The following is a 22083-nucleotide window of genomic DNA, read 5'->3' as shown; positions in this document are numbered from 1 at the left end:
TCAACTGACGTGCTTTTCCTCTATGCCGTGCTGCTGCTGAGCTGTGCCGTGCTGCTGGTCGCCGGAGTGCTGGAGCAGCGGCGCCACTACGCCGCGCTGGCGCAGATCCCCACCCGGGTGCTGGTCAACGGCATCCGCGGCAAGAGTTCGATCACCCGGCTGTGTGCGGGGGCGCTGCGCGGCGGTGAGCTGGTCACCGTGGCCAAGACCACCGGCACCGCCGCCCGGTTCATCCACCCGGACGCCACCGAGGAGCCGGTGTACCGGAAGTTCGGCATCGCCAACGTCGTCGAGCAGATCGGCATCGTCCGGCGCGCGGCGGCATACCGGCCGGACGCGCTGGTGATCGAGTGCATGGCGGTGATGCCCGCACTTCAGGAGGTCAACCAGGAGAAGCTGATCCGCTCGACCATCGGCGTGCTGTGCAACGTCCGCGAGGACCACCTCGCCGAAATGGGCCCGACGCTGGACGACGTGGCCCGCTCGCTGTCCCGGTCGATGCCGGTCGGCGGGGTCTGTGTCACCGCCGAGCAGGAGCGGCTGCACATCCTCAAAGAGGAGGCGGACAAACGCAGTTGCCGCCTGATCGCGGTCGACCCGGAGTCGGTCACCGACGAGGAGCTGCGCCGGTTCAGCTGGTTCACCTTCAAGGAGAACGTCGCCATCGCGCTGGCCGTGGCCGAACTGCTCGGTGTGGGCCGGGCCACCGCACTGCGCGGCATGTGGGACGCGCCGCCGGACCCCGGCGTGCTCTCCGTCGAGCGCTACCGCACACCGGACGGCAAGCGGCTGCGCTTCGCCAATGTCTTCGCCGCCAACGACCCCGAGTCGACGTTGATGAACGTCCGCCAGCTGGAGGAACTCGGCGCCATCCGCCGCCCGCTGAGCGTGGTCGTCAACTGCCGCCCGGACCGGGTCGAACGCAATGGGCAGATGGGAGCGATCGTCCCCGACCTGGCACCGGAGACGGTCTTCCTCATCGGGCATCCGACCAAGAGCGCCCGCGACGGCATCCCTCCGGACTGGTCGTCGGGCCGGGTGGTGGACCTGGGCGGCGACCGGCGCGACGCGGGGGAGCTGACCCACGCCATCCTCGCCGAACTGGGCCCGGACTCCTCACTGGTGGCCGTCGGCAACATCCACGGCCAGGGCGAACTGTTCCTGGAGCACCTCGCCGGACTGCCCTCGGACCACGCCGACGAGCCCCTTCCGATCGCGCACCCGCCCGAGCCGGAGCCGTACCGCTGGGTGGCACCGCTGAACGGCCGCAAGCCCGGCCCGCACACCCCGAGTTCCTCCTCCGCCCATGCCGACTCCCGGTACGAGACCGCAAGGAAGCCGCTGTGATCCCCGTTATCGTCACTCCGCAGACCGCCGCGCTGGGGATCGCCCTGGGACTGGTCTTCTCGCTGGTCTGCTATCTGACCACCAACCTCTCTCCCGGCGGCATGATCACCCCCGGCTGGCTGGCGCTGACCCTCGTCACCGATGTGGTCCGGGCCGCGATGATGATCGGCGTCACGGCCCTCACCCTCGCCGCGACCAAGGTCCTCCAGCGCCATGTGATCCTCTACGGGAAGCGGCTGTTCGCCGCAGTGGTGCTGGCCGCGGTACTGCTCCAGACCACGGTGATGCTCGCGCTCCAGCACGAGTTCCCGCTCCTCTACACCGCGCAGACCCTGGGCTTCATCGTGCCCGGCCTGATCGCCTATCAGCTGGTCCGCCAACCGTTGGCGCCCACCGTCATCTCCACCACCGCGGTGACCCTCGGCACGTATGTGGTGCTGGTCGCCGGGTTGCTGCTGGGAGCCCTGCCGGTCAGCTGAACAGAGCCGCCCGCGTCCGCCGCGCCCATCCGCACGTAGAGGAGGCACCATGGGCACCACCCCCACCCCGTCCGGCCGGCCCAGCCGCCGCCAGGTCCTGGCCTGCGCCACCGGCCTGGCCGCTGCCGGAGCGGTCACCGGATACGCATGGCACCGCCTGGGAAGCGGCGTATCGGGCGGCGACTTCTCGAATCCCGGCGGTGACTTCTCGGTGCCGACCGGCGGCTTCCGCTTCGAGCACCACGCCGCGCCCGCCCGTACGGTCGTGCGCGCCGCCGACAGCCGTGTGCTGGCCACCTTCACCGACGGTGCGCGCACCGCGCTGCTGGCCGGCCCGACCCGCACCTGGAGCGAGCCGCGTACCACCGGCGCGGAGGTGCGCAGCGGCGCCTGGGTACGGTTGATGGGCGGCCCATGGACTCGGGGCAAGGAGCGGACCGCCTGGTTCCGGGAGTGGTTCCCCAAAGCCCTCGCCGACCGCAGCCCGGACGCCCTCGCCGTGGCCTTCCAATACGGCGACGGGGCGGACGACCGGCACACCCGATCGGGCCTGCGCTACGCCGGCAAGGCCCACTTCGGGCCGCTGGTCCCCGGGCAGTCGCCGACGTCGTTCCACTACCGCGACGAGAAGTCCGACTTCTACGACTACCTCGGCACTCCCTGGACCTTCCCTGACGGCACCCGCAGACACCCGGAGAAGGAGCGCTACGGGGACGTGGACTGCTCCGGTTTCATGCGCCTGGTCTGGGGCTACCGCCTGGGCTATCCGATGCACGCCACCAACAGCCCGGGTATCGGCCTGCCCCGTCGCGCCTACGCCATCGCCAGCCGGGCCCCCGGCGTGCTGCTGATCCCCAACACCGGCCGGCCACCCGCCGACATCAGCCTGCTGCTCCCCGGCGACCTCGTCTTCTTCGCCATCGACATCGGCAGACCGCACGGCATCGATCACTGCGGCATATACCTGGGGCCGGACACCAACGGGCATCCGCGGTTCTACTCCAGCCGCTCCCGGGCCAACGGCCCGACCATGGGCGACCTGGCCGGCCGCGCCACGCTCGACGGCCACGGCTTCTACGCCCAAGGACTGCGCATGGCCCGCCGCCTGTGAAGCCGCCGAACCCCCTCATCGCACCGCCCAGCCCGCCGCAGGAGAGACCCCGCATGGCCACCACCCCCCTCACCCGGGACCCCACCGACCGCAGCCCTCGTTTCCAGCGCATCAGCCGTGCCGTCCTCGCGAGGTACCGTCCGGGGACCACCCCCAGCCGGGAGTCGGCCGTCCTGCTGCTGATCCTGGTGGCCGCCGCGGTGCTCTACACCTGGGGCATCGACCGTGCCGGGGTGCACCCCTACTACAGCGCGGCCGTACGGTCGATGGCGGCGGACTGGCATGCCTTCGTCTTCGGCGGGCTCGACCCGAGCGCCTCGATCACCGTGGACAAGATCCCTGGTGCGCTGTGGCCGCAGGCCCTCTCCGTCAGGCTCTTCGGACCGTCCAACTGGGCCGTGGTACTGCCGCAGGTGCTGGAGGGCGTACTCGCCGTCTGGGCGCTGCACCGCATCGTCCGTGCCTGGGCCGGCCCCTTCGCCGGGATGCTCGCCGCTCTGGTACTGACCCTCACCCCGGTCACCGTCGCGCTCAACCGGCACAACGTCCCCGACACCCTGCTCGTCCTGCTGCTGGTCCTCGCGGCGGGGGCACTGCAGAAGGCCGTCCGCACCGGGCGGCTGCTGCCGCTGCTCCTCTGCGGGGCGTGGGTGGGGCTGGCCTTCCAGGCCAAGATGCTCCAGGCGTGGCTCGTCCTGCCGGTCTTCGCCGCGCTGTACCAATTGGCGGCGCCCGGCTCCCGGTGGGACCGGGCCCGGCGGTTGCTGTACGCCGGGATCACCGCACTCGTCGTGTCCTGCTCATGGGCGCTGCTGGTCTGGGCGACCCCCGCCGCGAACCGCCCCTATATCGACGGGACCTCCAACAACAACCCCTTCACCCTCGTCTTCGGCTACAACGGGCTGAGCCGCTTCGGCCACGACCCGAACGCGCTGGGCGCCGTCGCCGGCACCGCCGCCAGCCGCACCTCCGGCAACACCGGTTGGACCATGCTGATCAACCAGAGCGTGGGCCCGCAGATCGCCTGGCTCCTGCCGCTGGCCGTACTGGCCCTGGCCTTGGGCGTGTGGTGGCGCACCGGACAACCGCGCACCGACGGGCCGCGAGCGGGATTCCTGCTCTGGGGCGGCTGGCTGGCGGTGCATGTCGCCGTCTTCAGCAACTCCAACGGCAACCACGGCTACTACACCGCCGTACTCGCCCCGGCCCTCGCCGGGCTGACCGGTGGCGGAGTCGCCCTCCTCTGGGCCGAGCACCGCGCCGGCGGCCGACGTCGAGCGGCGCTGCCCGCCGCAATCGGACTCACGGCACTGTGGGCCGCGGCGATCGACGGCCCGCACGGCGACTTCGCACCCTGGCTGCTGCCGGTGGTGCTGATGCTCGGCCTGTGCGGCACCGTCGGCCTGTGGAGCAGCCGGCCGGACACCGCACGACGAGCGGTGTACAGCGCACTCGCGGCGTCCCTGGCGGCCGTACTGCTGGCCCCGGCAGTCTGGGCCGCCTCCTGCCTGGACCGGCGGTACCCCGGCTCACCGATCGACCCCTTGGCCGGGCCGGTCGGCCCCGGCTACCAAGGCACCCACCACCGCGCCAAGTTCCCGCGCAACCCCGTGGACAGACCGTCCGCACGGGACACCGCGCTGCTCGGCTACCTCTCCGCGCACCGTTCCGGAGAGAAGTACCTGCTCGCCACCCAAGCCGCCTACGGCGCCGAGCCCCTGCTGCGCGCCAGCCCCCAACCCATGCTGGTCATGGGCGGCTTCACCGGCCTCACCCCGTACCCGACCGCACCCCGGCTCAGCGACCTGGTCTCCACCCACCAACTGCGCTACGCCCTGCTCACCACCCGCCGCCCCTCCACACCCGCAACGGAATGGGTGAAGCGAACCTGCACCCCCGTCCCCCCGACCGCCTACGGCCGGGCCTCGAACGGCAGCTTCACCCTCTACGACTGCGCTCGATCGGGGGACTGACTTGACGGGGAGCGGGGAAGGGGCGGAGGGCGCGGTAGCGGCGGTTGCCGCGCGGCGCCGAATGGCCAGGCTCACGAACCCGGCGCCGTCAGCCGGCCCGTACGAAGCTGAGCAGGACGCCGGTGCCGAGCCACGGCTCGACTCCACAGCACTCCCAGCCCTCGCGCTCGATGGCCCGGATGGTTTCGTCGACTCCGCGGTCCGCCCTCCTGACGGCCCGCTTTCCGTACAGCGGCCGATTGAGGTAGAGCTGCACCGTGTGCGTCACGTCCCCCGCTTCTCGCGCCCTGCGGGCCTCGCGGGCCATGCCCCACAGGTCCCGCCGCTTCATGCTCGTCATGTGGTACCTCCGTTTCGTCCCGCCGGTCCGGACCCGTGCCAGGTCCTCCCCTGTGGCGTGATCGGCGCCCGCGGTTCCCGCGCTGGCTCACCAACTTGACGGATGCCGCTGGAATAACGATGAAATTCCGTTGACCCGGGATGACACAGGGGGTCGGACGGCATCGGGGGCGGCGCAGGAGTTGTGCTCAGTCGCGGTAGGCGGCCGTCGCTATCCGGGCGAAGGAGTGGATCAGCGGGTTCGCGTCGGCCTCGTTCGCCGCCACCACCACGCGGCTCGGCGCCATGTCGGCCAGCGGTACCACCGCCAGCTGCCCGGGCAGGTCGTGTCCGAGTGGGGCGATGCCGACCGTGCCGTTCCAGAGCACAGCCTGTACGCACTCCTGGACGGCGCGCACCACCGGTCCCTCGCGGGGCTCGCCGCCGTTCCAGTACGCCTGCCAGAGCGGGTCGGTGCCGTCCGGAAACCGGAACCAGCGCCGGTCGGCCAGGTCGGCGAGGGCCAGGCGGTCGCGACGGGCCAGCGGATCGTCGGCGCACAGGAGGGCGCCCACTGGGTCGGTGCGCAGTTCGTACACGTTCAGACCGGTCTCGTCGAACGGTGCGCGGGTCAGGGCGAGGTCGACGAGACCGGCCCGCAGCCCGCAGGTCGGGTCGGTCAGGTCGGTCTCGCGGATACGGATCTCGACGCCCGGATGCCGCCGGCGGAACGCGGCGGCCAGGCGTGCGGCTCCCCGGTCGCTGCCGTCGGCCAGCATGCCGACGGTGAGGATCGCGGTTCCGGCCGCGGCGGCCACGCGGGCGCGTACCCGCTCGGCGCGGTCGAGCAGGGCGCGCGCCTCATCGAGCAGCGTCGCCCCGGCGGGAGTGAGGGTGACGCCCGCGGCGGAGCGATGCAGCAGGGGCGAACCGAGGTCGCTCTCCAGTCGCTTGATGACCCGGCTCAGCGGCGGCTGGCTCATGTGCAGCCGGGCGGCGGCCCGGCCGAAGTGGAGTTCCTCGGCGACGGCCACGAAATAGCGCAGCGTGCGTAGCTCCATGACCAGTGACGATATCCGTACGGTATCGACCGTGCCCAGTCGGTCTTGGACGGCCCGGCAACCGCGGCGGTGGAATCGAGGCATGACGGACGAACCGATACCCGACCCCGCCGTGCGGGTCTCCGATGCCCAGGAGATCGCCCCCGACGTGCTGGTGATCCCGAACCGCCGGGTCCAACTGGTGCCCAATATCGGCGTCGTCGCCGGCACACGGGCCGTGCTCGTCGTCGATACCGGCGTCGGGACCGCCAACGCCGAGCAGGTCCTCGCCTTCGCCTCCGAGGTGGCGGCCGGCCGCCGGCTGTATCTGACGTCGACTCACTTCCATCCTGAGCACGCCTTCGGAGCGCACGTGTTCGCCGACCGGGCCACGTACCTGGTCAACCGTGCTCAGGCGGAGGACCTGAAGACGAAAGGTCCCGGATACCTGGAGATGTTCCGGGGCTTCGGCGGGGCCGTCGCCCGGCGCCTCGACGGCGTGCCGGTGCCGAATCCCGATGTGGTCTACGACGACGGGTACGACCTGGATCTCGGTGGCCGGACCGTACGGCTGCGTCCCACCGGTCGGGGCCACACGAGGGGCGACCAGGTGGTCGAAGTGCCGGACGCCGGCGTCCTGTTCACCGGTGACCTGGCGGAGACCGGTCAGTTCGCCATCTTCCCGTGGTTCCCGCCGTACGACACGGACGTCTCGGGTGTGCGCTGGCTGGCGGTGCTGGACCGGCTGGCCGCCGCCCGCCCCCGGGTGGTGGTGCCCGGCCACGGAGAGTTGGGCGGGCCGCGGGTGCTCGACGACGTCCGCGCCTATCTGCGCGAGTTGCGGAACGAGACCTGGCGGCGGCACGACTCCGCGATGGGCGAGCGCGCGATCGTGGCCGAGGTCCGGGCGCTGCTGATCGAGCGGCACCCCGAGTGGGCCGGCCGGGAGTGGATCGAGCGGGGCGTCGGCTGTCTGTGCGCCGAGCGCGCCGCATGACCCCGGCTGGTGCTGGTGGGCGCAGGATGGCTGGCCGGAGAGAGGAACTTCGTGGGCCAGCGACCGGCACCCGGTCGCCAGGCGGTGGGCGGCGAGCGCGACCGGGCCCACGGCTGTCAGGGGACGTGATGACGATCTTGCCGCGCGCGTGGCCGGTGGCGCTGACGTCGTGAGCTGTGGCGGCCTCCTTCAGCGGGAACACGGCGTGCAGCGGGACGGTGAGGCGGCCGTGGTCGGCGAGATCGGCCGCCAGTGGCAGTCCTGCCCAGCCCGGCGACTCTCCTGCTTCGGAGCGGGAGAACCGCACTCCGTGCCGGTCGGCGTCGAGTCCGCGATGGTCACCACGCGGTGCGGGTCGCCGGCGATGGCCACCAGTTCGGCAAGAGAGCCCTTGCCGGCCGCGTCCAGAACCACGTCGACGCCGTGCGGAGCCAGTGGGGCAAGGCGGTCGGCCAGCCCCGCCCCGTAGGTGACCGGTACGACGCCGAGCTGGTCGAGGAAGCCGTGGTTGCCTTTGCAGGCTTGGGCGCCCATGCTTCCAGCACGGCGTACTGGGCCGCGGCGCCTCCCTGATCCGCGAAGGGGACCAGGCCGAAGACCTCGTCCCCCACGGCGGCGCCGGTCACCCCCTCTCCCACCTCGTCGTGAGGGCGGCCTGCCGGGCCGTGCGACCGGGCAGGAAACGGCTCAGACGACTACGACCCGGCGCCCGCGCGTGTGACCGGCTTGACTGTCGATGTGTGCCGCCGCGGCCTCGGTGAGCGGGTATGACTTCTCGACCGGGATGTGGAGCTTTCCCCGCGAGATGAGGGCGACGGCCTCAGCGAGGGCTTGCGGCACGTTCCCGGTCACGCCGGAGTACCGGACACCGAGCTCCGGCGCGCCGAGATCGGCGATGGAGATCACCTTTTGCGTGTCCCCGGTCAGTTCGAGGAGTTCGCGGATCACGCCCGAGCCGGCCAGATCGAGAGCCGCGTCGACCTGGCCGAGTTCCCGCACCCGCTCGACCCAGCCCTCGCCGTATGTCGTGGCGAGGGCGCCCAGGCTGTGCAGGTAGTCCTGATTCGCGGCCCCGGCGGTGCCGATCACCGTGATGCCGCGGTCGCGGGCGATCTGCAGCACCGCCGATCCGACTCCCCCGGACGCGCCGCTGACCAGCAGTGTCTGCCCGGACCGCACACCGACCTGGCGGATGAGGCGCAGCGCGGTCTCCACCACGGAGGGGTACCCGGCCGCCTCTTCGAAGGTCAGGCTCTCGGGTATCCGGGCCCAGGCCGACAGCACGGCGAACTCGGCATAGGTGCTCAAGCCTCGCCCGAACACGTGGTCGCCGGTCTCGACCCCTTCGACGCCCTCGCCGACCTCGTCCACGACCCCGGAGGCGTCCTGCCCGACTCCGGCAGGCAACTCGATCGGGCGGACCTTCTGGAATTGGCCTTCACGAATCCTCCAGTCCACGGGGTTGACGCCCGCAGCCCGCACGGCGACCCGTATCTGGCCGGGGCCCGCGTGGGGCTCCGCGGCGTCTTCGAGGTGGAGAACGTCGGGACCGCCGAACTCGGCGAAGCTCACTCTCTTCATGCAGCGGACCGTAACACTAACGGTTATGGTTTCGAAACGGTTATTCATTTGGATTTGGTAGTGTCAGCGACATGACCGTGCCGACCGGACGCCGTGAACGCAAGAAGGCCGCGACCCGCCAGAAGATCGCCGACACCGCCCTGCGGCTCTTCCTGGAACGCGGGTACGACGCGGTGGGCATCCGCGACGTGGCCGCCGAGGCCGACGTCGCCGTCACCACGCTCTTCTCCCACTTCGCCTCGAAAGAGGCCCTGGTCTTCGAGCAGGACGACAACTTCGAACAACGCCTCACGCAGGCGGTCACCAACCGGGCACCGCATGAGCCGCTCATCCCCGCGCTGCGCCGCGAGATCAAGGCCATGGTCCGGCACTGCACGGCGGACGGCACCGCCCCGATCTATCGCATGATCGACGAGTCACGTGCCCTGCGGGAGTACGAGGAGTCGATCCGGCTGCGCCATGCAGAGTCGCTGGCCACTGCCCTCGTCGCCGATCCCGAGCTGTCCCAGAGCGCAACGGCCTGCCGGACGATCGCGAGGTTCGTGATCGACGCCTATTCGCTGGCCCGCGAGACCGCCGACCCGCAGGCCGCCGTGGACGAGATCTTCCAGATGATCGAGGCGGCCTGGAAAGTCACCTGACCTTCCTTCTGCAGTGCCGGGCACAGCCTGTCGATCATGTCGTGGGTCAGGTGTACGTCGACCTCTATCAGGGAGCCGGCGCCACCGTTCGCACTCCCTACCACCACCACCGAGAACAGCCCGAGCACTACCAGGAGTTCGACCGTGATCAGGCCAGGTTGCGGGCTCCTGGAGAATGTGCCTTCGCACCGCTGAAAACCTGGCGACTGCTCCGGCGGGCCAGCTGCTCCACCCGTCGCATCGGCGCCGTCGCCAGGTCATCCACACCCTCCTGACCCTGCGTGTATTCAGGATAAGAGAGGTTTTAGTGCTCGCAGAGGGAGAATTCTCGTTCGTAGAGCTGCTCGTTGTGTTCGTCGACGAAGAACTTGCGTTCCTGCATGAGTTGTTCGCGGTAGCTCTTGGCCTGTTCCAGCGTCATGGTCGAGGTGTCGGACCACGGCTGTTGCGGTGGCACATCGGAGGTCGAGACGATCTGTTCCGACGGGTCGACCAGGAAGAAAGCGAGAATCTTGCGATGTCCCGGGCGGGTGGGGTCCGTGAGGCGGAATGAGCCGACGCGGTGTTGCAGGACGTTCGGGAACGCCAGGCAGCGGCCCGCCGGGGTCGATGCCGATCCCAGCAACTGGTTCAGTGCGTCCTCGTCCTCCAGGCCGTAGACCTCACGCAGACCGTTGTCGTCGTTCTGTTCGTAGTCCGGGTCGTCGAGTGCCGCCCGGAAGCTCAGCCGGCTCTCGGTGATGTTCTCGTTGTCCCAGTAGTAGATGCCGGTCGAGACGATCCGCTCGTTCAGCATCCCCTCGACATGCCAGGAACCGCCGGTGTACTCGGGCTTGTCCGGGGTCAGATGAATGGTGGCGAGCTTGACGATGACCTGCAGACGGCGGCCGCGCAGGTCGACTCGGGCGGAGTCGTCGGGCAGCTCGGGCGGGGTGAAGGCCGGGGCGTCCGGGACGACGGGGCGGCGGTTCTCCCACCAGTCGTCCTGGGCCTCCCCCCATGCGCGGCGGGCTTCTTCGTAGGCCGCATCGTCACTGTAAGAGGCCTTGTCCGGATACTCCGGCTCCGAGTCGTACCACCCGTAGGGATCGGCCTCGATCCGCAGCGGCCGCGGATGGCGCAGATCGGTGAGCACGTTCTCGAACAGCGGGCGGATGCGTGCGAACAACTCCGGTAGTACGGAGGCAAGTTCACGATGATTCTCAGGGTGGACATTGTTGACGTACGAACGGAAGGCGACATCGCCGTCGTCACTGACGTCGACGTCCGTGGGCAGCCACTGGAATTTCTCCGAGAATTCGTACCGCGAATAGCGGTCCGTCGGGTTCTGCCAAGCCCGATCGGGCGCGCCGCTCACCTCTCTCACCAGACAGAACAGTGAGGGATGAACCAGATCCAGTACCTGGCGGTCGGATCCGGGATGCCAGTCCTGTTCCGCTTCAGGGACCTGTTCCAGAACCCGAACCGCCTCGTGCAGCCGGGATCTGAGCTCGTCGCCGACCAGCGTGTCCGACTGCCACACCCCGTCGACGGCGGACACCTCGACGCCGGTTCGTCCGTCCCGCAGCGTGGCGTAATGCACGAGTTCGGCGAGCACGTATCGAACCTGCGCTTCGGTGAGGCCCTGGGCGACCGCTTCTTGCGTCCACCTGGCGACGATGTCGGCATCGTTCATCTTGTCGAACCACCCCGGCTTCGCCCGAATGTGGGCACTGCACTGCATCATCTGAAGTTCCCGCAGCGTTCGAGGTGTCGCAAACGATATGGAACGGGAAGTACGGAAGGGCAGCGGGAAAGCAGACAGGCCAGTCAATTCTCTTGGTCCTCACAGTCGATGTGCCGTGGCGGGAAGGGTACTTCAGCGGACTGACACCGCAGCCGTGGTCGTCCTCGCTGGTCCGGGAGCCAGGGCTTCGGCGTGGTCGCGTGATGTCCGTTCGCGCTCGTCCAAGGACGAGGAGCGCGAGGGGGAGACGTGGGTCGCGGGCTTCGCGGCGTAGACCGGCCGGGGGTATTTCAGCCCCGTGTGGCTGAGACCTCTCGCCAAGAGCGCGTCGTGTGGTCGCGTTCCACAGGCCGGCGGACGACGTCGGTCGAGCTGATGCGGAGAAGTCCGCCGGCCGGCCGGTGCCGGAACGTCATACCAGTTCAGGGCCTCGTACGTCCGAGGGAGTTCGCACGGTCGGTGAGACCTGTGTGAGAGCGCGAGAGACACACAGGCCCCGCCGGAACGCTCCGGCGGGGCCTTAGCGCGGTGTTGATCGACGTGGGAACTCCGCTCTACTGTCGGTGGGCGCTTTGAGCTCGTGTGGGCGCACCGGGTGCCGTATGGGGAGGTTGATGTGTCGTCTGCTTCTGTCGGACCGTCGGAGCACGAGATCGCGGTGCTGCCGGAGCCTCGGGGGCCGGTCACGGAGGACTTGTTTCACGCGCTGACGGGCCGTCCGGGAGATTTCACCTGCGCCCAGGTCGTCGAGGGCGACGCTCTGGTCGACGACGATCTGCATCTCGCCCTCTACGTGTGTTACGAGCTGCACTACCGCGGGTTTTCCGGAGTGGACGATCGTTGGGAGTGGCACCCCGCGCTGATGCGGCTTCGCGGACGGCTGGAGGAGAGGTTCGAGGCCGCGCTCCGGGAGCGGTTCGGCGGTTCCGAAGCGCTGGACAAGCCGGACGTCGTGGCTACCTTGACGGGGATCGCCAACCAGTCCGGGCCGCCGCTGTCGCGCTACCTTCGCGACGACGCCGGCCTGGCGGAGATGCGCGACTACGTCATTCAGCGTTCCGCGTATCAGCTCAAGGAGGCCGATCCGCACGCCTGGGGCATTCCCCGCATGACGGGCAAGGCCAAAACGGCCTTGCTGGAGATCGAGTTCGACGAGTTCGGCAGCGGACGGGCCGAGCGCATACATGCGGTGCTCTACCGGAACACCATGGACGCGCTGGGGCTGGACGGCCGCTACGGCGCCTATCTGGACCTCATCCCCGGCCCGATCCTGGCGACGGTCAACATTATGTCGATGTTCGGGCTGCACCGGCGGCTGCGCGGAGCCCTGGCGGGCCATCTCGCGGTCGCGGAGATGACCTCGGCGCTGGCGAACAAGCAGGTCGCGGAGGGAATGCGCAGGCTCGGCCTCGGCCGGCAGGCCACCGGCTTCTTCGACGAGCACGTGATCGCCGACTCCGTGCACGACATGATCGCTCTGCACGACTTGGTCGGCGCCGTGCTGGAGCAGGACCCCTCCCTCGCGGCGGAAGTGCTCTTCGGCGCGTCGGCGTGGACCGGCCTCGACGGCATGTCCGCCGAGTACCTGCTCAACCGCTGGGCGGAGGGCGATCCCTCCCTGCGGACGCCCGGCCGTGCGGCCGGGACGTCCTCAGTGGGTTGAGCGGGTCGAGCGGGTCAGGGGTGTCCGGTGGTCGCCTAGGAGACCATCGGGCACCTTCTAGTCCGAGTCGCGTCGGCGGCGGTGGGCCGGGTCACGGAAGCGGGTCAGCTTGTGCGTGCTGTCGCACCACGGCTTCTGGCCGGAGTGTCCGCAGCGGCACAGTGCGACTATCGGCTGGGTGACCTCGACCTCGTTGCCGTCGACGTCGACGATGCGGTGTGCACCGCGTACCAGGAGCGGCCCGTCCGGGTAGGCGGTGATCACACATTCGGGCACGTTCGGCATGGCGTTTCCTCCTTGCTCGTGATCCCTCAACGGGACTCGGTGGCCATGGTCTCGTTGATCAGCAGCTCGACCACGTCGGCGACGCGGCGGCTGCGGGTGAGGGCGCGACGTTGGCGGTCGGCGGAGTTGCCCCGACGGAACGCTCGGTTCACCAGGCCGGTGGTCTCGGCCCAGTCGCCGGCGTCCGTGAGCGGGCCCCGCACGTGGTCGAGGAACCGGTCCACGAGCACGGCGGCCGGGACGAGTTCGGCCGTCAGGGGGTCGACCAGCTCTCCGCTGAGCCCGAACCTGGCCGCTCGCCACTTGGCGATCACCAGCAGTTCGGGGTCCGCCGGCGGAGCCGGTTCGCCGCGTGCGATCTCGGTCAGGCAGCGGTGGACCAGGGCCCGGGACAGCCCGGCCTGGAGAACGGCTTCGTCGACCGTGGTGCAGGCGTCGGCGATGCGGAACTCCACGGTGTCGTAGCGGGTGCCCGGTCGGACGTCCCAGAAGAGCTGACCGGCGTCGGCGCTGATGCCGATGTCGATGAACCGGCGCACCCGGGCGCGGTAGTCGGCGTAGGAAGACAGGGTCGGCGGGATGCCCGCCATGGGCCAGCGCGCCCAGAGTATGGTTCGGTAGCTCGCGTAGCCGGTGTCCTCGGCTGTCCAGAACGGTGAACTCGCTGCCAGCGCCAACAGCGCGGGAAGCCATGGGCGCACCCGGTTGATCACGGCCACAGCGGTGTCGCGATCCTCCACACCGACATGGACCTGGCAGGCACAGACCAGATGCTCGGCGGCGAGCCGTGCGTAGGTGCCGGCGATGTGGTCGAACCGGGGTTGGGGCGTGAAACCCACCTGCCGCCAGTCACCGGACGGGTAGGTACCGGCGGCGACGATCGCGCACCCTGCCTCCGTGGCGGCCCGCACCAGGGCGTCGCGCCGGGTCCGGAGATCGGCCCGGAGCCCGGACAGGCTCCAGCAGATCGCGGTACGACTTTCGATTATGCAGGACCGCAGCTCCGTACCGTAGTCCTCGGTGCCGTGCCGGCTGCGGTTCGCTGCCATCGAGTCGAGCAGGGGCGTGATGTCGCAGAGCTCGTGAGTCTTCCCGTCCGCCACGAAGAACTCTTCCTCGACCCCCACCGACAGCGGTCGGCTCGGGGTCCACGAGCCGGTGGCGCCCTGTGGCGCCGGATCAGACATGGCGGCGCCGGGGGTCGTCGGGCAGGTTCACGATCCGCACGGGAACGCGGCCCCGGAGCGGGTCGGTGTCCAGTGCTTCCAGCATCGGAGTCCGCGAGCGGCAGGCCGTCTGAAGCAGCGGCAGCAGGTCGTCCGGCGGGAGGGCCGCGGCGGCCGGTGCGCGGTCCTGACGGCGGCAGGACAGCCCGAGGACGAGGTAGTACGGGGTGCCGTCGTCGAGTCTCAACAGAGGAGCCTCGCCGTCGGCCTCCAACTCGCGGACTCTGGCGATGTTGTCGCGGGTGTGGTCCCCCAGGCGCAGCGCGCCGAGCGTGAGGGCGGAGAGCCGGTAGCCGTGGTCGTGCAGCAGGGCTGCCGCACGGCGCGGCGTCGTGTAGCTGCCGATGGTGATCGCGAGGTCGGACCGCAGGGCCTCCGCGTGCCCGACCACATACCTGACGAGTTGAAGGCCGTCGCTTCCCCCGTCGATGGACGTTCTGCTCGCTTCCTCATGGGAGGGCAGCGGCACGTAGGGCGGATTGCTGGTGATCACGCTCGGCGGTGCGGAGAACGGGCAGGTCTTGAGGAGTTCGGCGGATGAGAGCGCGGTGTAGTCGGCACGGCCGAAGGACACACGGCTGTCGCCGTCCGCCCCGGCGTGGTGCTCGTTCGCCCACGTCAGGCTGTCGTCGGAGATGTCGACGCCGTGCACCTGGCGGGCGCCTGCCCTGGCCATCGCCGCGGCCGCCGCGCCGCTGCCCGAGCCGAGGTCGAGGACGGTGCAGCCGGGGCGGATGAGGTCGGTGGTCGCCCACACACCGATCTCGGTGTCCACCGGATCGAAGAACACGTGGGGCCGTCCCGGTGGAACCCGGTCCGCCGGGCGGAGATGGTGATAGGCGGACACCCGCAGCGTGGGGGCGTCCGGTTCAGGTGATGGTGCGTGGGGCGCTCCGGCGCCGCGCCCTTGGCGTTCGTCAGTGGCCGACTCTGCGGTGAGGTGTGTCGCGTCGTTCGACAGCGGGACGCCCACCAGACCTCCTATGGAGATGTGTCAGGACCGAGCTATGGAGTTGTGTCAGGACCGAGCTCCTCATGCTAAACCGCGAACAGGCCGGACCCGAGAGGAAAACCCCGTCGAATGACATCAGACTGAATTGGCGGGAGGGAAGACGGCGGCCGTGTGCCGGAAATTTCTCGCACCGCTCGACCGACACGGCGTCATGGCCGAGTCGGGCCGAGCAGTCGTGGCGGAGAAGGCGGCGTCCGGCGCGGTTGAACTGCTCAGAGGCGATCCGCAGGGCATGTTCTGCGGCACGGCCGGTTCGGTCGGCAGCCTGATGGACGGGGCCAGTGGGGCAGGAGAAGCAACATGTGGTCAGCCAGGCCCCATTGGCGTGAAATCGCGGGCAAGATCGGTCTGGCTTCGGCCGGCCGGCATCAGTGGGTACCCGTTTCCCTCGCGGTACAGGAGGTTTGGCCTCGGCGAGTAATGCGTTCATGGTGAGAAATTCGCTGTTTCGGTGTGCGTCCGGCTCATTCTGCTTTCGTCAAGGGCAGGGGAGGGACCACCGGCCGCGGGACCATGATTTCCGGTCATCACTACCTGGCCCAGCAAGGCGAATTCACGCTGATGACCGCGTGGCGGCGCGCTGAGATGCTCGAACCTGAGCGCGTTCGGGTGCCACCGGCATTCGATTCGCCCCAGACCGCGAACGGCAGCAAGGAGCGGCCATGTCCACGTCCGGCCGGCACGAGGAGAGCGCTTTAACGGACCCGCGGCGTCCCAAGTGTGCCGCCGTCGACTGGGCACCCACCCCCGTTGTTCCCGTCCGTCTCCGGATCGACGGCGTGCCGCGGACCCTGTGGCTGAAGCTCGAGGCGTACAACCCGTACGGATCGATCAAGGGCCGTACCGCTCTGGCGCTGTGGCAGGACGTCGCCCTGCGTATCGATGCGCATGCCGGGGTCATCGAGTCGACCTCCGGCAACCTCGGTCTGGCCCTGGCCGCCATCGCGGCGTCGCGCCGGGTTCCCTTCACGGCGGTGGTGGACCCACGCGTCAGCGGCTCGCTGGTCCGTGACATCCGGGCCCTGGGGGCCCGGGTGGTGAGCGTGGATTCCCCCGATCACGCCGGCGGGTACCTGCTCAACCGCCTGAAGTACATACGGGACCGACTGCGCCACGACCCCCGGCTCGTCTGGACCGACCAGTACACCAACCCCGCCAATCCAGCCGCCCATGCCCGCTGGACGGCACCCGAACTGCACCGTCAGACCGCAGGTGCCCCCATGAGCGTCCTCGTCGCGGTCTCCACGGGCGGCACGCTCGCCGGGTTCCGCAGCTACCTCTCCGGGGCCGAGCCCGACTGGGAACTGATCGGCGTCGATGTCAACGGGTCGGCCGCCCTCGGCGGTGCCCCGGGCAGGCGAGTGCTCTCCGGGATCGGAGCGAGCTGCACCTCGTCCTTCCTGCCTCAAGGGCACCGTCCGACGCTCTACGTCACGCCACAGGAGGCCGTGCGGACCTGCCTGTGGCTGCGCGAGCAGACGGGCCTTGGTATCGGAGCGAGTTCCGGGGCGCTCGTCGCGGCGGCGCTGCGCCTCTTCCGTACCGACCCCGGGCGAACGGCGGCGGCGTGCGTCTGCCCGGACGGCGCCGACCGCTACGAGGAGACCGTGTACTCCGGAGCCTGGCGGCGCAGCCAGGGAATCGGCGACCGGGACGCCGGCGACGAGGTGGACGTCGTCTCCGCACCACTCCTACGGCCGCCCAGGGCCGCCTCCGACGGTTCGCTCCTCGGCGAGCCGAGCCCGTGAGCGACCACACGTCGAAAGACCCACACATGCCGACCGGTGCACGCGACACCGTGCGGACCCATGAGCCAAAGGAGTGCGGTACGTGACCGAAGAGCTGCTCTTTCTCGACCGCGCGGCCATGCTGGCGTGCGCGAGCGACGTGGAGGTGTACGACACGATCGCCCGGGCCCTCCGGCACCACGCCGAGGGCGCCATCCGCATGCCGCCGGAGGGATACCTGCCCTGGACCAACGAGGCGGGCGCCTACTGCCGTTCGCTGGCCATGCTGGGGGCGGTGGAGGCGGACGGCGAGACTCCGGTGCGCGGCGTGAAGCTCATCAACGCGGCCACCAGCAATCCCGGACTCGGCAGGGAGCGCGCGGCCGGCATCAGTCTGCTCTTCGACCACCACACGGCCCGCCCTGTCGTGCTCGCCGAAGCCGGCTGGCTCAGCGCCGCGCGCACCGCCGGGTACACCATGGTGAGCCTGCGCCACCTCGGACCGGTGGAGTGGGACACGCTCAGCGTCATCGGCTGCGGCACACTGGCCCGCCTCCACCTTGAGATGCTCGGTACCGCCTTCCCACAGGCGAAGACCGTGCACCTGTACGACACCGATCCCGCGCGTGCCGAGCGTCTGGCGCAGTGGCTGACACGGCACTGCCCGCAGTTGGTGCCGCACATCGCGCCGAGCGCGCGGGCGGCCGTGGGAGCCGCACCGGTCATCGTGACCACGACGACCGCGGACGCCGGGTATCTGCCTGCCGCGTGGCTCGAGCCGGGCACCTTCGTCGCTCATGTGTCCCTCGCCGACCTGCTGCCCGATGCCTTCCTGACGGCCGAGGGCCTCTACGTGGACGACATCTCCCTGGTGGCGGACAACCCCCGGCGCGTCCTGGGGGCTCTGCTGCGGGACGGGCTGGTCGGCGCACCCGGCATCGAGCCCGGAGTCGGCCATGCCGCCACCGGCGCGGACAACACCGCGCGCGTGGTGAACGGGACACTCGGTCAGGTGCTGACCGGTCAGGTGCCGGCCGTTCGGCCTCGTGGCGGCCATGTCATCAGCAACCCCTTCGGCATGGCCATCCTGGATGTCGCCCTGCTGGACGCCGTGCACCAGGTCGCCGTGCGCCGCGGGCTCGGACAGCGGCTGCGTTTGTACTGACGGATGTTCCCTCAGACCTGACGGATGTGCTCGCACGCCTGACGGAGGCGCTTCGGCGCCTGACGGATGTGCCTTGACAAAGGGAGAGACCCTGTGAACGACCTCTACGGCCGACCAGGCCCTGCACACGAGCGCGGGCTGTTCTCGCTCATGGACCTGGAGCCCGCCGCCCTGCGCAAGCTCGTCGCGAGGTCGGTCGAGCTCTTCCACAATCGGCAGGCGCATGACCGGCCCCTGCGCGAGCGCGTCGTCGGTCTCCTGTTCAGCTGTACTTCCACGCGCACGCGGACCGCGTTCCAGGTGGGTGCCGCACGGCTCGGCGGCGTCCCGATCGCCTACGGCCCGCACGACCTCCAGCTCAACACCGGGGAGTCGGTCGGTGACACCGGGCGCGTGTTCGGGGCCATGCTGGACCTGCTCGTCGTACGCACCGCGAGCCCCGTCGCCGAGCTGCGGGAGCTCTCCCGCGCGGGCGGCCTGCCGGTGATCAACGCGATGGCGGCCGAGGAGCACCCGACCCAAGGCGTGTGCGACCTCGCCACGCTCACCCTCGCCCACGGCGATCTCGGCGGAATCCGGGTGCTGTACATCGGGGAAGGGAACAACACGGCCACCGCCCTTGCGTACGGCATCGCCACGGTGCCCGGCGCCCACGCCACGTTCGTCACGCCGCCGGGGTACGGCCTCCCGGCCGACACGCTGACGCACGCCCGGCGGCTGGCCGACAGCACAGGAGCCTCGCTGGCCGAGTCACACGACCTGGCCGACCTGCCCGACCAGGTGGACGTCGTCTACACCACCCGGTGGCAGACCACCGGAACCAGCAAAGCGGACCCGGCGTGGCGGGAGGTGTTCCGGCCCTTCCACGTGGACCCGGCGCTCATGCGCCGGTGGCCCGGAGCGTCCTTCCTGCACGACCTGCCCGCTCACCGCGGTGACGAGGTGGCGGGAGAGGTACTGGACGGGCCGCGCTCCCTCGCCTGGACCCAGGCCGCGATGAAACTGTCCAGTGCCATGGCCGTCCTGGAGAGCACCGCCGGCCTCCTTCCCGACTGACCCGACGCCGGCCTGGGCAGCGGTATCACTGCCCAGGCCATGACGACGGTCCAGGGGTGTCCGGTCGGTCCAGGGCGGGAGAGTGACGCCAGGTCAGGGCCTCATGGTCGGCGACGTCACAACAGCGTGGATCGCACGGAAGTGCAGGCATGAGCCCTCTCCTCAGAGGGAAGCGAAGTTCCTCACAACCCTCGAGTCGGGCGCGTGCCAGTTGTAGAGTGAAGACCGCCCTTGACCTGCAGAAAGCTGGCAGGGAGCCGTCTTCCAGGAGTCCAAAATGCTGCGTACTCTGTTCAAGTCCAAGATCCATCGGGCCACGGTGACCGAGGCCGATCTGCATTACGTGGGGTCGGTCACCATCGACGCCGCGCTGATGGAGGCCGCCGACCTGTTGCCCGGTGAACTGGTCCATATCGTCGACATCGACAACGGGGCCCGCCTGGAGACGTACGTCATCGAGGGCGAGCGGGGCTCGGGTGTCATCGGTATCAACGGGGCGGCGGCGCATCTGGTGCACCCGGGGGATCTGGTCATCCTGATCAGCTATGCCCAGGTGGACGATGCGGAGGCCCGGGCGCTGCGTCCGAAGGTCGTGCATGTCGATGCGGACAACCGGATCGTTGCCCTGGGCGACGACGCCTCCGAGCCGGTGCCCGGCAGCGGTACGTCACGCAGTCCGAGGGCGGCGGTCCGAGGGGTCTGAGGCCGGCCCCGGGCCTGCCCTGGGGCTGTCGCCGGGTCCGCCGCACACGGCGAAGCGCCAGCCGGAGCCGGTCTCCGCTGAGTGTGACGGGCCCGATGAATGATCGCGATGTGGCTGATGCAGGATCTTGGGCCGGCCGCAACGGGAGCTGCCTAGCGTGCGGGGCACGGGTGCTTTTCCGCACCCTTTGCACCGAATGTTCATACGTGAAGGAGCAGCCATGCCCAAGCAAGCCACGTCAGACGCCCGGCGCGCCAAGCGCAACGGGCTGCGTGCCACCCTGGCCGTCGCGGTGGCCGGTGCCGCTCTCGCCGTACCGACCAGCGCGGCGTTCGCCATGCCCACGGACTACGTCAAGGAGGTCAAGGTCGACAACGGCGACACCCTCTCGCTGGACGGCAACACCAATACCGCGACCGTCAAGGATCCCGAGCACGGCGTGACGGGTGTCATGAACGCGGACAAGCCCGGCCCGGTGCAGAGCGGGATGGACCCGAACGGGACGTACACGCTGACGCTCCCGAAGCCCGCGGCGCAGGCCGATGCCACGCCCAAGGTCGTCTACAAGCACGACGGCAAAACGGTGAAGACCTTCGCGCTCCCGCACGGCCCCGGCTGACGACGGCCGACCGTCCCGGAACACCGGCGGCCCCCGGCTCCGCTCTGCGGCCGGGGGCCGCCCTGCCATATGGGCGGCCACGTACCCGCAGCCGCCCTTTGCCCGCCGGCTATCGAGTCGACCGGCCGAAGAACTCCAGCTCGGCGATGGCCACTTGCCTTTTGTCCGTGGCGCCGTACGCGGTGCGCAGCACCAGCCGTACGGTCATCGCATCCCGTACGGCCACATCGATCTGCTGTACCCCGCCGTCATTGATCCGGGCGTGCGAGACGTGCTGCCTGCCCGCGGAGTCGGTCACGATCAGGTCGAACTCGCGCGGACGGGAGGGGTCGGTGGCCTGCGGGGTGCGTGCGGAGGCCCCAGGGGTGATCAGAATGTTCAGCAGGTCGGTGGGCTGGCCGAATCCGGCCTCCAGGTACTGGCCGTCGGAGTTGCCCGAATAGCCCGAGCCCCACCAGGTGTTGGAGTAGCTGTCGAACGCGAGCTTCACGTCGTGCTTGGGGCCGGAGTGCGATGCCTTCCAGGTGGCGGCGGGTACGGGGACGCGCTTGGCGAAGTGGTCCTGTACGGCTCGCGCGGCCGGCGGCCCTCCGATGATTCCCCCGACCACGACGGCCGCGATCACCGCCGCCACCACTGCCCGGGCGATCCACCGGGTGCGGTCGCGGTTCAGCCGCGGCCGCTCCCCGGCGTACGGTCCCTCCGCGGTCTCGGGCGCGGTATCGGCGAGGAGGCTGGCACAGCTGCGGCAGAAGTGCCGGCGTGGCCCGTTGAGCGCTCCACAGGCCGGGCACGGTGCCCCTTGCTCGGGGGTCGCCTGCGGGGTACGGACCTGGGGCCGGGCCACGTCGGGACGGCCCGGGAGCACGCTGCCGGGCGCCTCGGGAGGCGGGGTGGGGGAGGAGCCCGGTACGGGGACCAGAAGGGCACGGATGCCGGTTTCGGAGACGCCCCCGTTGCCGGCCGGACGGGGGGCGGGCGGGGCGGCCGGGCCGCCCTGGCCGTCCGGGTTGGACGGGGGCCGGCCCGCGCCCCCGTCGTTCGCGGCGGTCGACGGGAGCGGGACGGTCGGGGTCGCGTCGCCGCCCTGCTGCGGAGCGCCTGCCGAGTGGGTGCCGCCCCCGGTGGCCGAAGCAGGAGCATGCGGAGGAGCGGGAGGAGCGGGAGGAGCGGGGGGCTGCGTTGCGGGCCTGGTGGTGTCGGACGGTGCGGGGTGGGCCGGGGCGTTCGCGGCGGCGGGGCCCGTGGGGGGCGGCGGGCCCGCGGCGGCCGTGCGCCCCGGATCCGCCGTGGGCGTGGGTGAGGACGGGCGGTCCCAGCGCAGGAAGGCTCCGCAGGAGTCGCAGAAGGACTGGCCCGTCTGGGGGGCGGGGGCGCCGCAGTCGGGGCAGAGGGTGTGGTCGGTCGGCATGGG

The 22083-nt window shown here is 70.2% G+C and carries 20 protein-coding genes and 3 pseudogenes; 13 read left to right on the top strand and 10 right to left on the bottom strand.

The annotated features are described in order from the left end of the window. Positions 1-9: 9 nt before the first annotated feature. The 4 genes from pgsB to WAB15_RS03125 are packed head-to-tail and all read left to right on the top strand — an operon-like array spanning position 10 to position 4910. Positions 10-1347, top strand: a complete 1338-nt coding sequence (gene pgsB / locus WAB15_RS03140; RefSeq protein ID WP_407285214.1) for a poly-gamma-glutamate synthase PgsB — start codon at positions 10-12, stop codon at positions 1345-1347. After that, positions 1344-1826, top strand: coding sequence for a poly-gamma-glutamate biosynthesis protein PgsC/CapC (locus tag WAB15_RS03135; RefSeq protein WP_393497479.1), 483 nt, complete (start codon positions 1344-1346; stop codon positions 1824-1826). The genes pgsB and WAB15_RS03135 overlap by 4 nt, the downstream gene beginning before the upstream one ends. A 49-nt stretch (positions 1827-1875) precedes the next feature. Next, positions 1876-2937 (top strand): NlpC/P60 family protein, encoded by a 1062-nt coding sequence (locus WAB15_RS03130; RefSeq protein WP_407285213.1) that lies wholly within the window; start codon positions 1876-1878, stop codon positions 2935-2937. Between the two features lie 53 nt (positions 2938-2990). Next, positions 2991-4910 (top strand): ArnT family glycosyltransferase, encoded by a 1920-nt coding sequence (locus WAB15_RS03125; protein WP_407285212.1) that lies wholly within the window; start codon positions 2991-2993, stop codon positions 4908-4910. 88 nt (positions 4911-4998) lie between these two features. Here WAB15_RS03125 and WAB15_RS03120 read toward each other — a convergent pair whose 3' ends face one another. Both WAB15_RS03120 and WAB15_RS03115 read right to left on the bottom strand, forming a co-directional pair. After that, positions 4999-5250 carry a hypothetical protein gene (locus WAB15_RS03120; RefSeq protein ID WP_399144949.1) on the bottom strand — a complete coding sequence of 84 codons (252 nt, stop codon included), beginning with the start codon at positions 5248-5250 and terminating at the stop codon, positions 4999-5001. Between the two features lie 187 nt (positions 5251-5437). Further along, positions 5438-6289 (bottom strand): LysR family transcriptional regulator, encoded by an 852-nt coding sequence (locus WAB15_RS03115; protein WP_407285211.1) that lies wholly within the window; start codon positions 6287-6289, stop codon positions 5438-5440. An 82-nt stretch (positions 6290-6371) separates the two neighbouring features. Between WAB15_RS03115 and WAB15_RS03110 the strand changes: the two genes are divergently transcribed. Beyond that, the gene (locus tag WAB15_RS03110) at positions 6372-7265 is read left to right on the top strand and encodes an MBL fold metallo-hydrolase (RefSeq protein WP_407285210.1); all 894 of its coding nucleotides are present in this window, start codon (positions 6372-6374) and stop codon (positions 7263-7265) included. Between the two features lie 118 nt (positions 7266-7383). Here WAB15_RS03110 and WAB15_RS03105 read toward each other — a convergent pair. The 3 genes and pseudogenes from WAB15_RS03105 to WAB15_RS03095 all read right to left on the bottom strand — a co-directional run. Continuing rightward, positions 7384-7775 (bottom strand): annotated as a pseudogene (locus WAB15_RS03105) (zinc-binding dehydrogenase); the annotation flags it as partial. Positions 7776-7783: 8 nt separating this feature from the next. Further along, positions 7784-7909 (bottom strand): annotated as a pseudogene (locus WAB15_RS03100) (NADP-dependent oxidoreductase); the annotation flags it as partial. Between the two features lie 43 nt (positions 7910-7952). Then, positions 7953-8846, bottom strand: a complete 894-nt coding sequence (locus tag WAB15_RS03095) for an NADP-dependent oxidoreductase (RefSeq protein ID WP_407285209.1) — start codon at positions 8844-8846, stop codon at positions 7953-7955. Positions 8847-8917: 71 nt separating this feature from the next. Here WAB15_RS03095 and WAB15_RS03090 point away from each other — a divergent pair, with 71 nt between their 5' ends. Together WAB15_RS03090 and WAB15_RS03085 are read left to right on the top strand one after the other, a co-directional pair. Then, the gene (locus WAB15_RS03090) at positions 8918-9487 is read left to right on the top strand and encodes a TetR/AcrR family transcriptional regulator (protein ID WP_399144953.1); all 570 of its coding nucleotides are present in this window, start codon (positions 8918-8920) and stop codon (positions 9485-9487) included. Positions 9488-9552: 65 nt separating this feature from the next. Beyond that, positions 9553-9783: pseudogene (locus tag WAB15_RS03085) on the top strand (IS5/IS1182 family transposase); the annotation flags it as partial. Between the two features lie 8 nt (positions 9784-9791). Here the strand turns inward: WAB15_RS03085 and WAB15_RS03080 are convergent. After that, positions 9792-11300, bottom strand: coding sequence for a DUF4246 domain-containing protein (locus WAB15_RS03080; protein ID WP_407285208.1), 1509 nt, complete (start codon positions 11298-11300; stop codon positions 9792-9794). 529 nt (positions 11301-11829) lie between these two features. Between WAB15_RS03080 and WAB15_RS03075 the strand changes: the two genes are divergently transcribed. Beyond that, positions 11830-12876, top strand: coding sequence for an iron-containing redox enzyme family protein (locus WAB15_RS03075; protein WP_407285207.1), 1047 nt, complete (start codon positions 11830-11832; stop codon positions 12874-12876). A gap of 57 nt (positions 12877-12933) precedes the next feature. Here the strand turns inward: WAB15_RS03075 and WAB15_RS03070 are convergent, their stop codons facing one another. The 3 genes from WAB15_RS03070 to WAB15_RS03060 are packed head-to-tail and all read right to left on the bottom strand — an operon-like array spanning position 12934 to position 15177. Continuing rightward, positions 12934-13161, bottom strand: a complete 228-nt coding sequence (locus tag WAB15_RS03070; RefSeq protein ID WP_399144957.1) for a CDGSH iron-sulfur domain-containing protein — start codon at positions 13159-13161, stop codon at positions 12934-12936. 26 nt (positions 13162-13187) lie between these two features. Further along, entirely contained in the window at positions 13188-14348 is a 1161-nt protein-coding gene (locus tag WAB15_RS03065; protein ID WP_407285206.1) for a glutamate--cysteine ligase, read from the bottom strand. Beyond that, entirely contained in the window at positions 14341-15177 is an 837-nt protein-coding gene (locus tag WAB15_RS03060; RefSeq protein ID WP_407285205.1) for a methyltransferase domain-containing protein, read from the bottom strand. The genes WAB15_RS03065 and WAB15_RS03060 overlap by 8 nt, the downstream gene beginning before the upstream one ends. Before the next feature lie 884 nt (positions 15178-16061). On the opposite strand from WAB15_RS03060, the gene WAB15_RS03055 reads away from it, so the two are divergent. The 5 genes from WAB15_RS03055 to WAB15_RS03035 all read left to right on the top strand — a co-directional run bounded on the left by WAB15_RS03055 (position 16062) and on the right by WAB15_RS03035 (position 20669). Beyond that, positions 16062-17147 (top strand): pyridoxal-phosphate dependent enzyme, encoded by a 1086-nt coding sequence (locus WAB15_RS03055; RefSeq protein ID WP_407285204.1) that lies wholly within the window; start codon positions 16062-16064, stop codon positions 17145-17147. Between the two features lie 82 nt (positions 17148-17229). Continuing rightward, entirely contained in the window at positions 17230-18291 is a 1062-nt protein-coding gene (locus tag WAB15_RS03050) for an ornithine cyclodeaminase (RefSeq protein WP_407285203.1), read from the top strand. 93 nt (positions 18292-18384) lie between these two features. Beyond that, the gene (locus tag WAB15_RS03045) at positions 18385-19347 is read left to right on the top strand and encodes an ornithine carbamoyltransferase (RefSeq protein WP_407285202.1); all 963 of its coding nucleotides are present in this window, start codon (positions 18385-18387) and stop codon (positions 19345-19347) included. 277 nt (positions 19348-19624) lie between these two features. After that, a complete protein-coding gene (panD, locus tag WAB15_RS03040; protein WP_399144963.1) occupies positions 19625-20050 on the top strand; it encodes an aspartate 1-decarboxylase in 426 nt (141 codons plus the stop codon). Between the two features lie 220 nt (positions 20051-20270). Further along, positions 20271-20669 carry a hypothetical protein gene (locus WAB15_RS03035; RefSeq protein WP_399144964.1) on the top strand — a complete coding sequence of 133 codons (399 nt, stop codon included), beginning with the start codon at positions 20271-20273 and terminating at the stop codon, positions 20667-20669. Positions 20670-20778: 109 nt separating this feature from the next. On the opposite strand, the gene WAB15_RS03030 is transcribed toward WAB15_RS03035, so the two are convergent. Continuing rightward, the gene (locus tag WAB15_RS03030) at positions 20779-22080 is read right to left on the bottom strand and encodes an NADase-type glycan-binding domain-containing protein (protein ID WP_407285201.1); all 1302 of its coding nucleotides are present in this window, start codon (positions 22078-22080) and stop codon (positions 20779-20781) included. Between the last annotated feature and the right edge of the window lie 3 nt (positions 22081-22083).

The sequence above is a fragment of the Streptomyces sirii genome (assembly GCF_045690365.1).
Taxonomy (GTDB): domain Bacteria; phylum Actinomycetota; class Actinomycetes; order Streptomycetales; family Streptomycetaceae; genus Streptomyces; species Streptomyces sirii.
The sequence above is the reverse complement of the archived record's forward strand: the minus strand, read 5'-3'. Positions and strand labels throughout refer to the sequence as shown.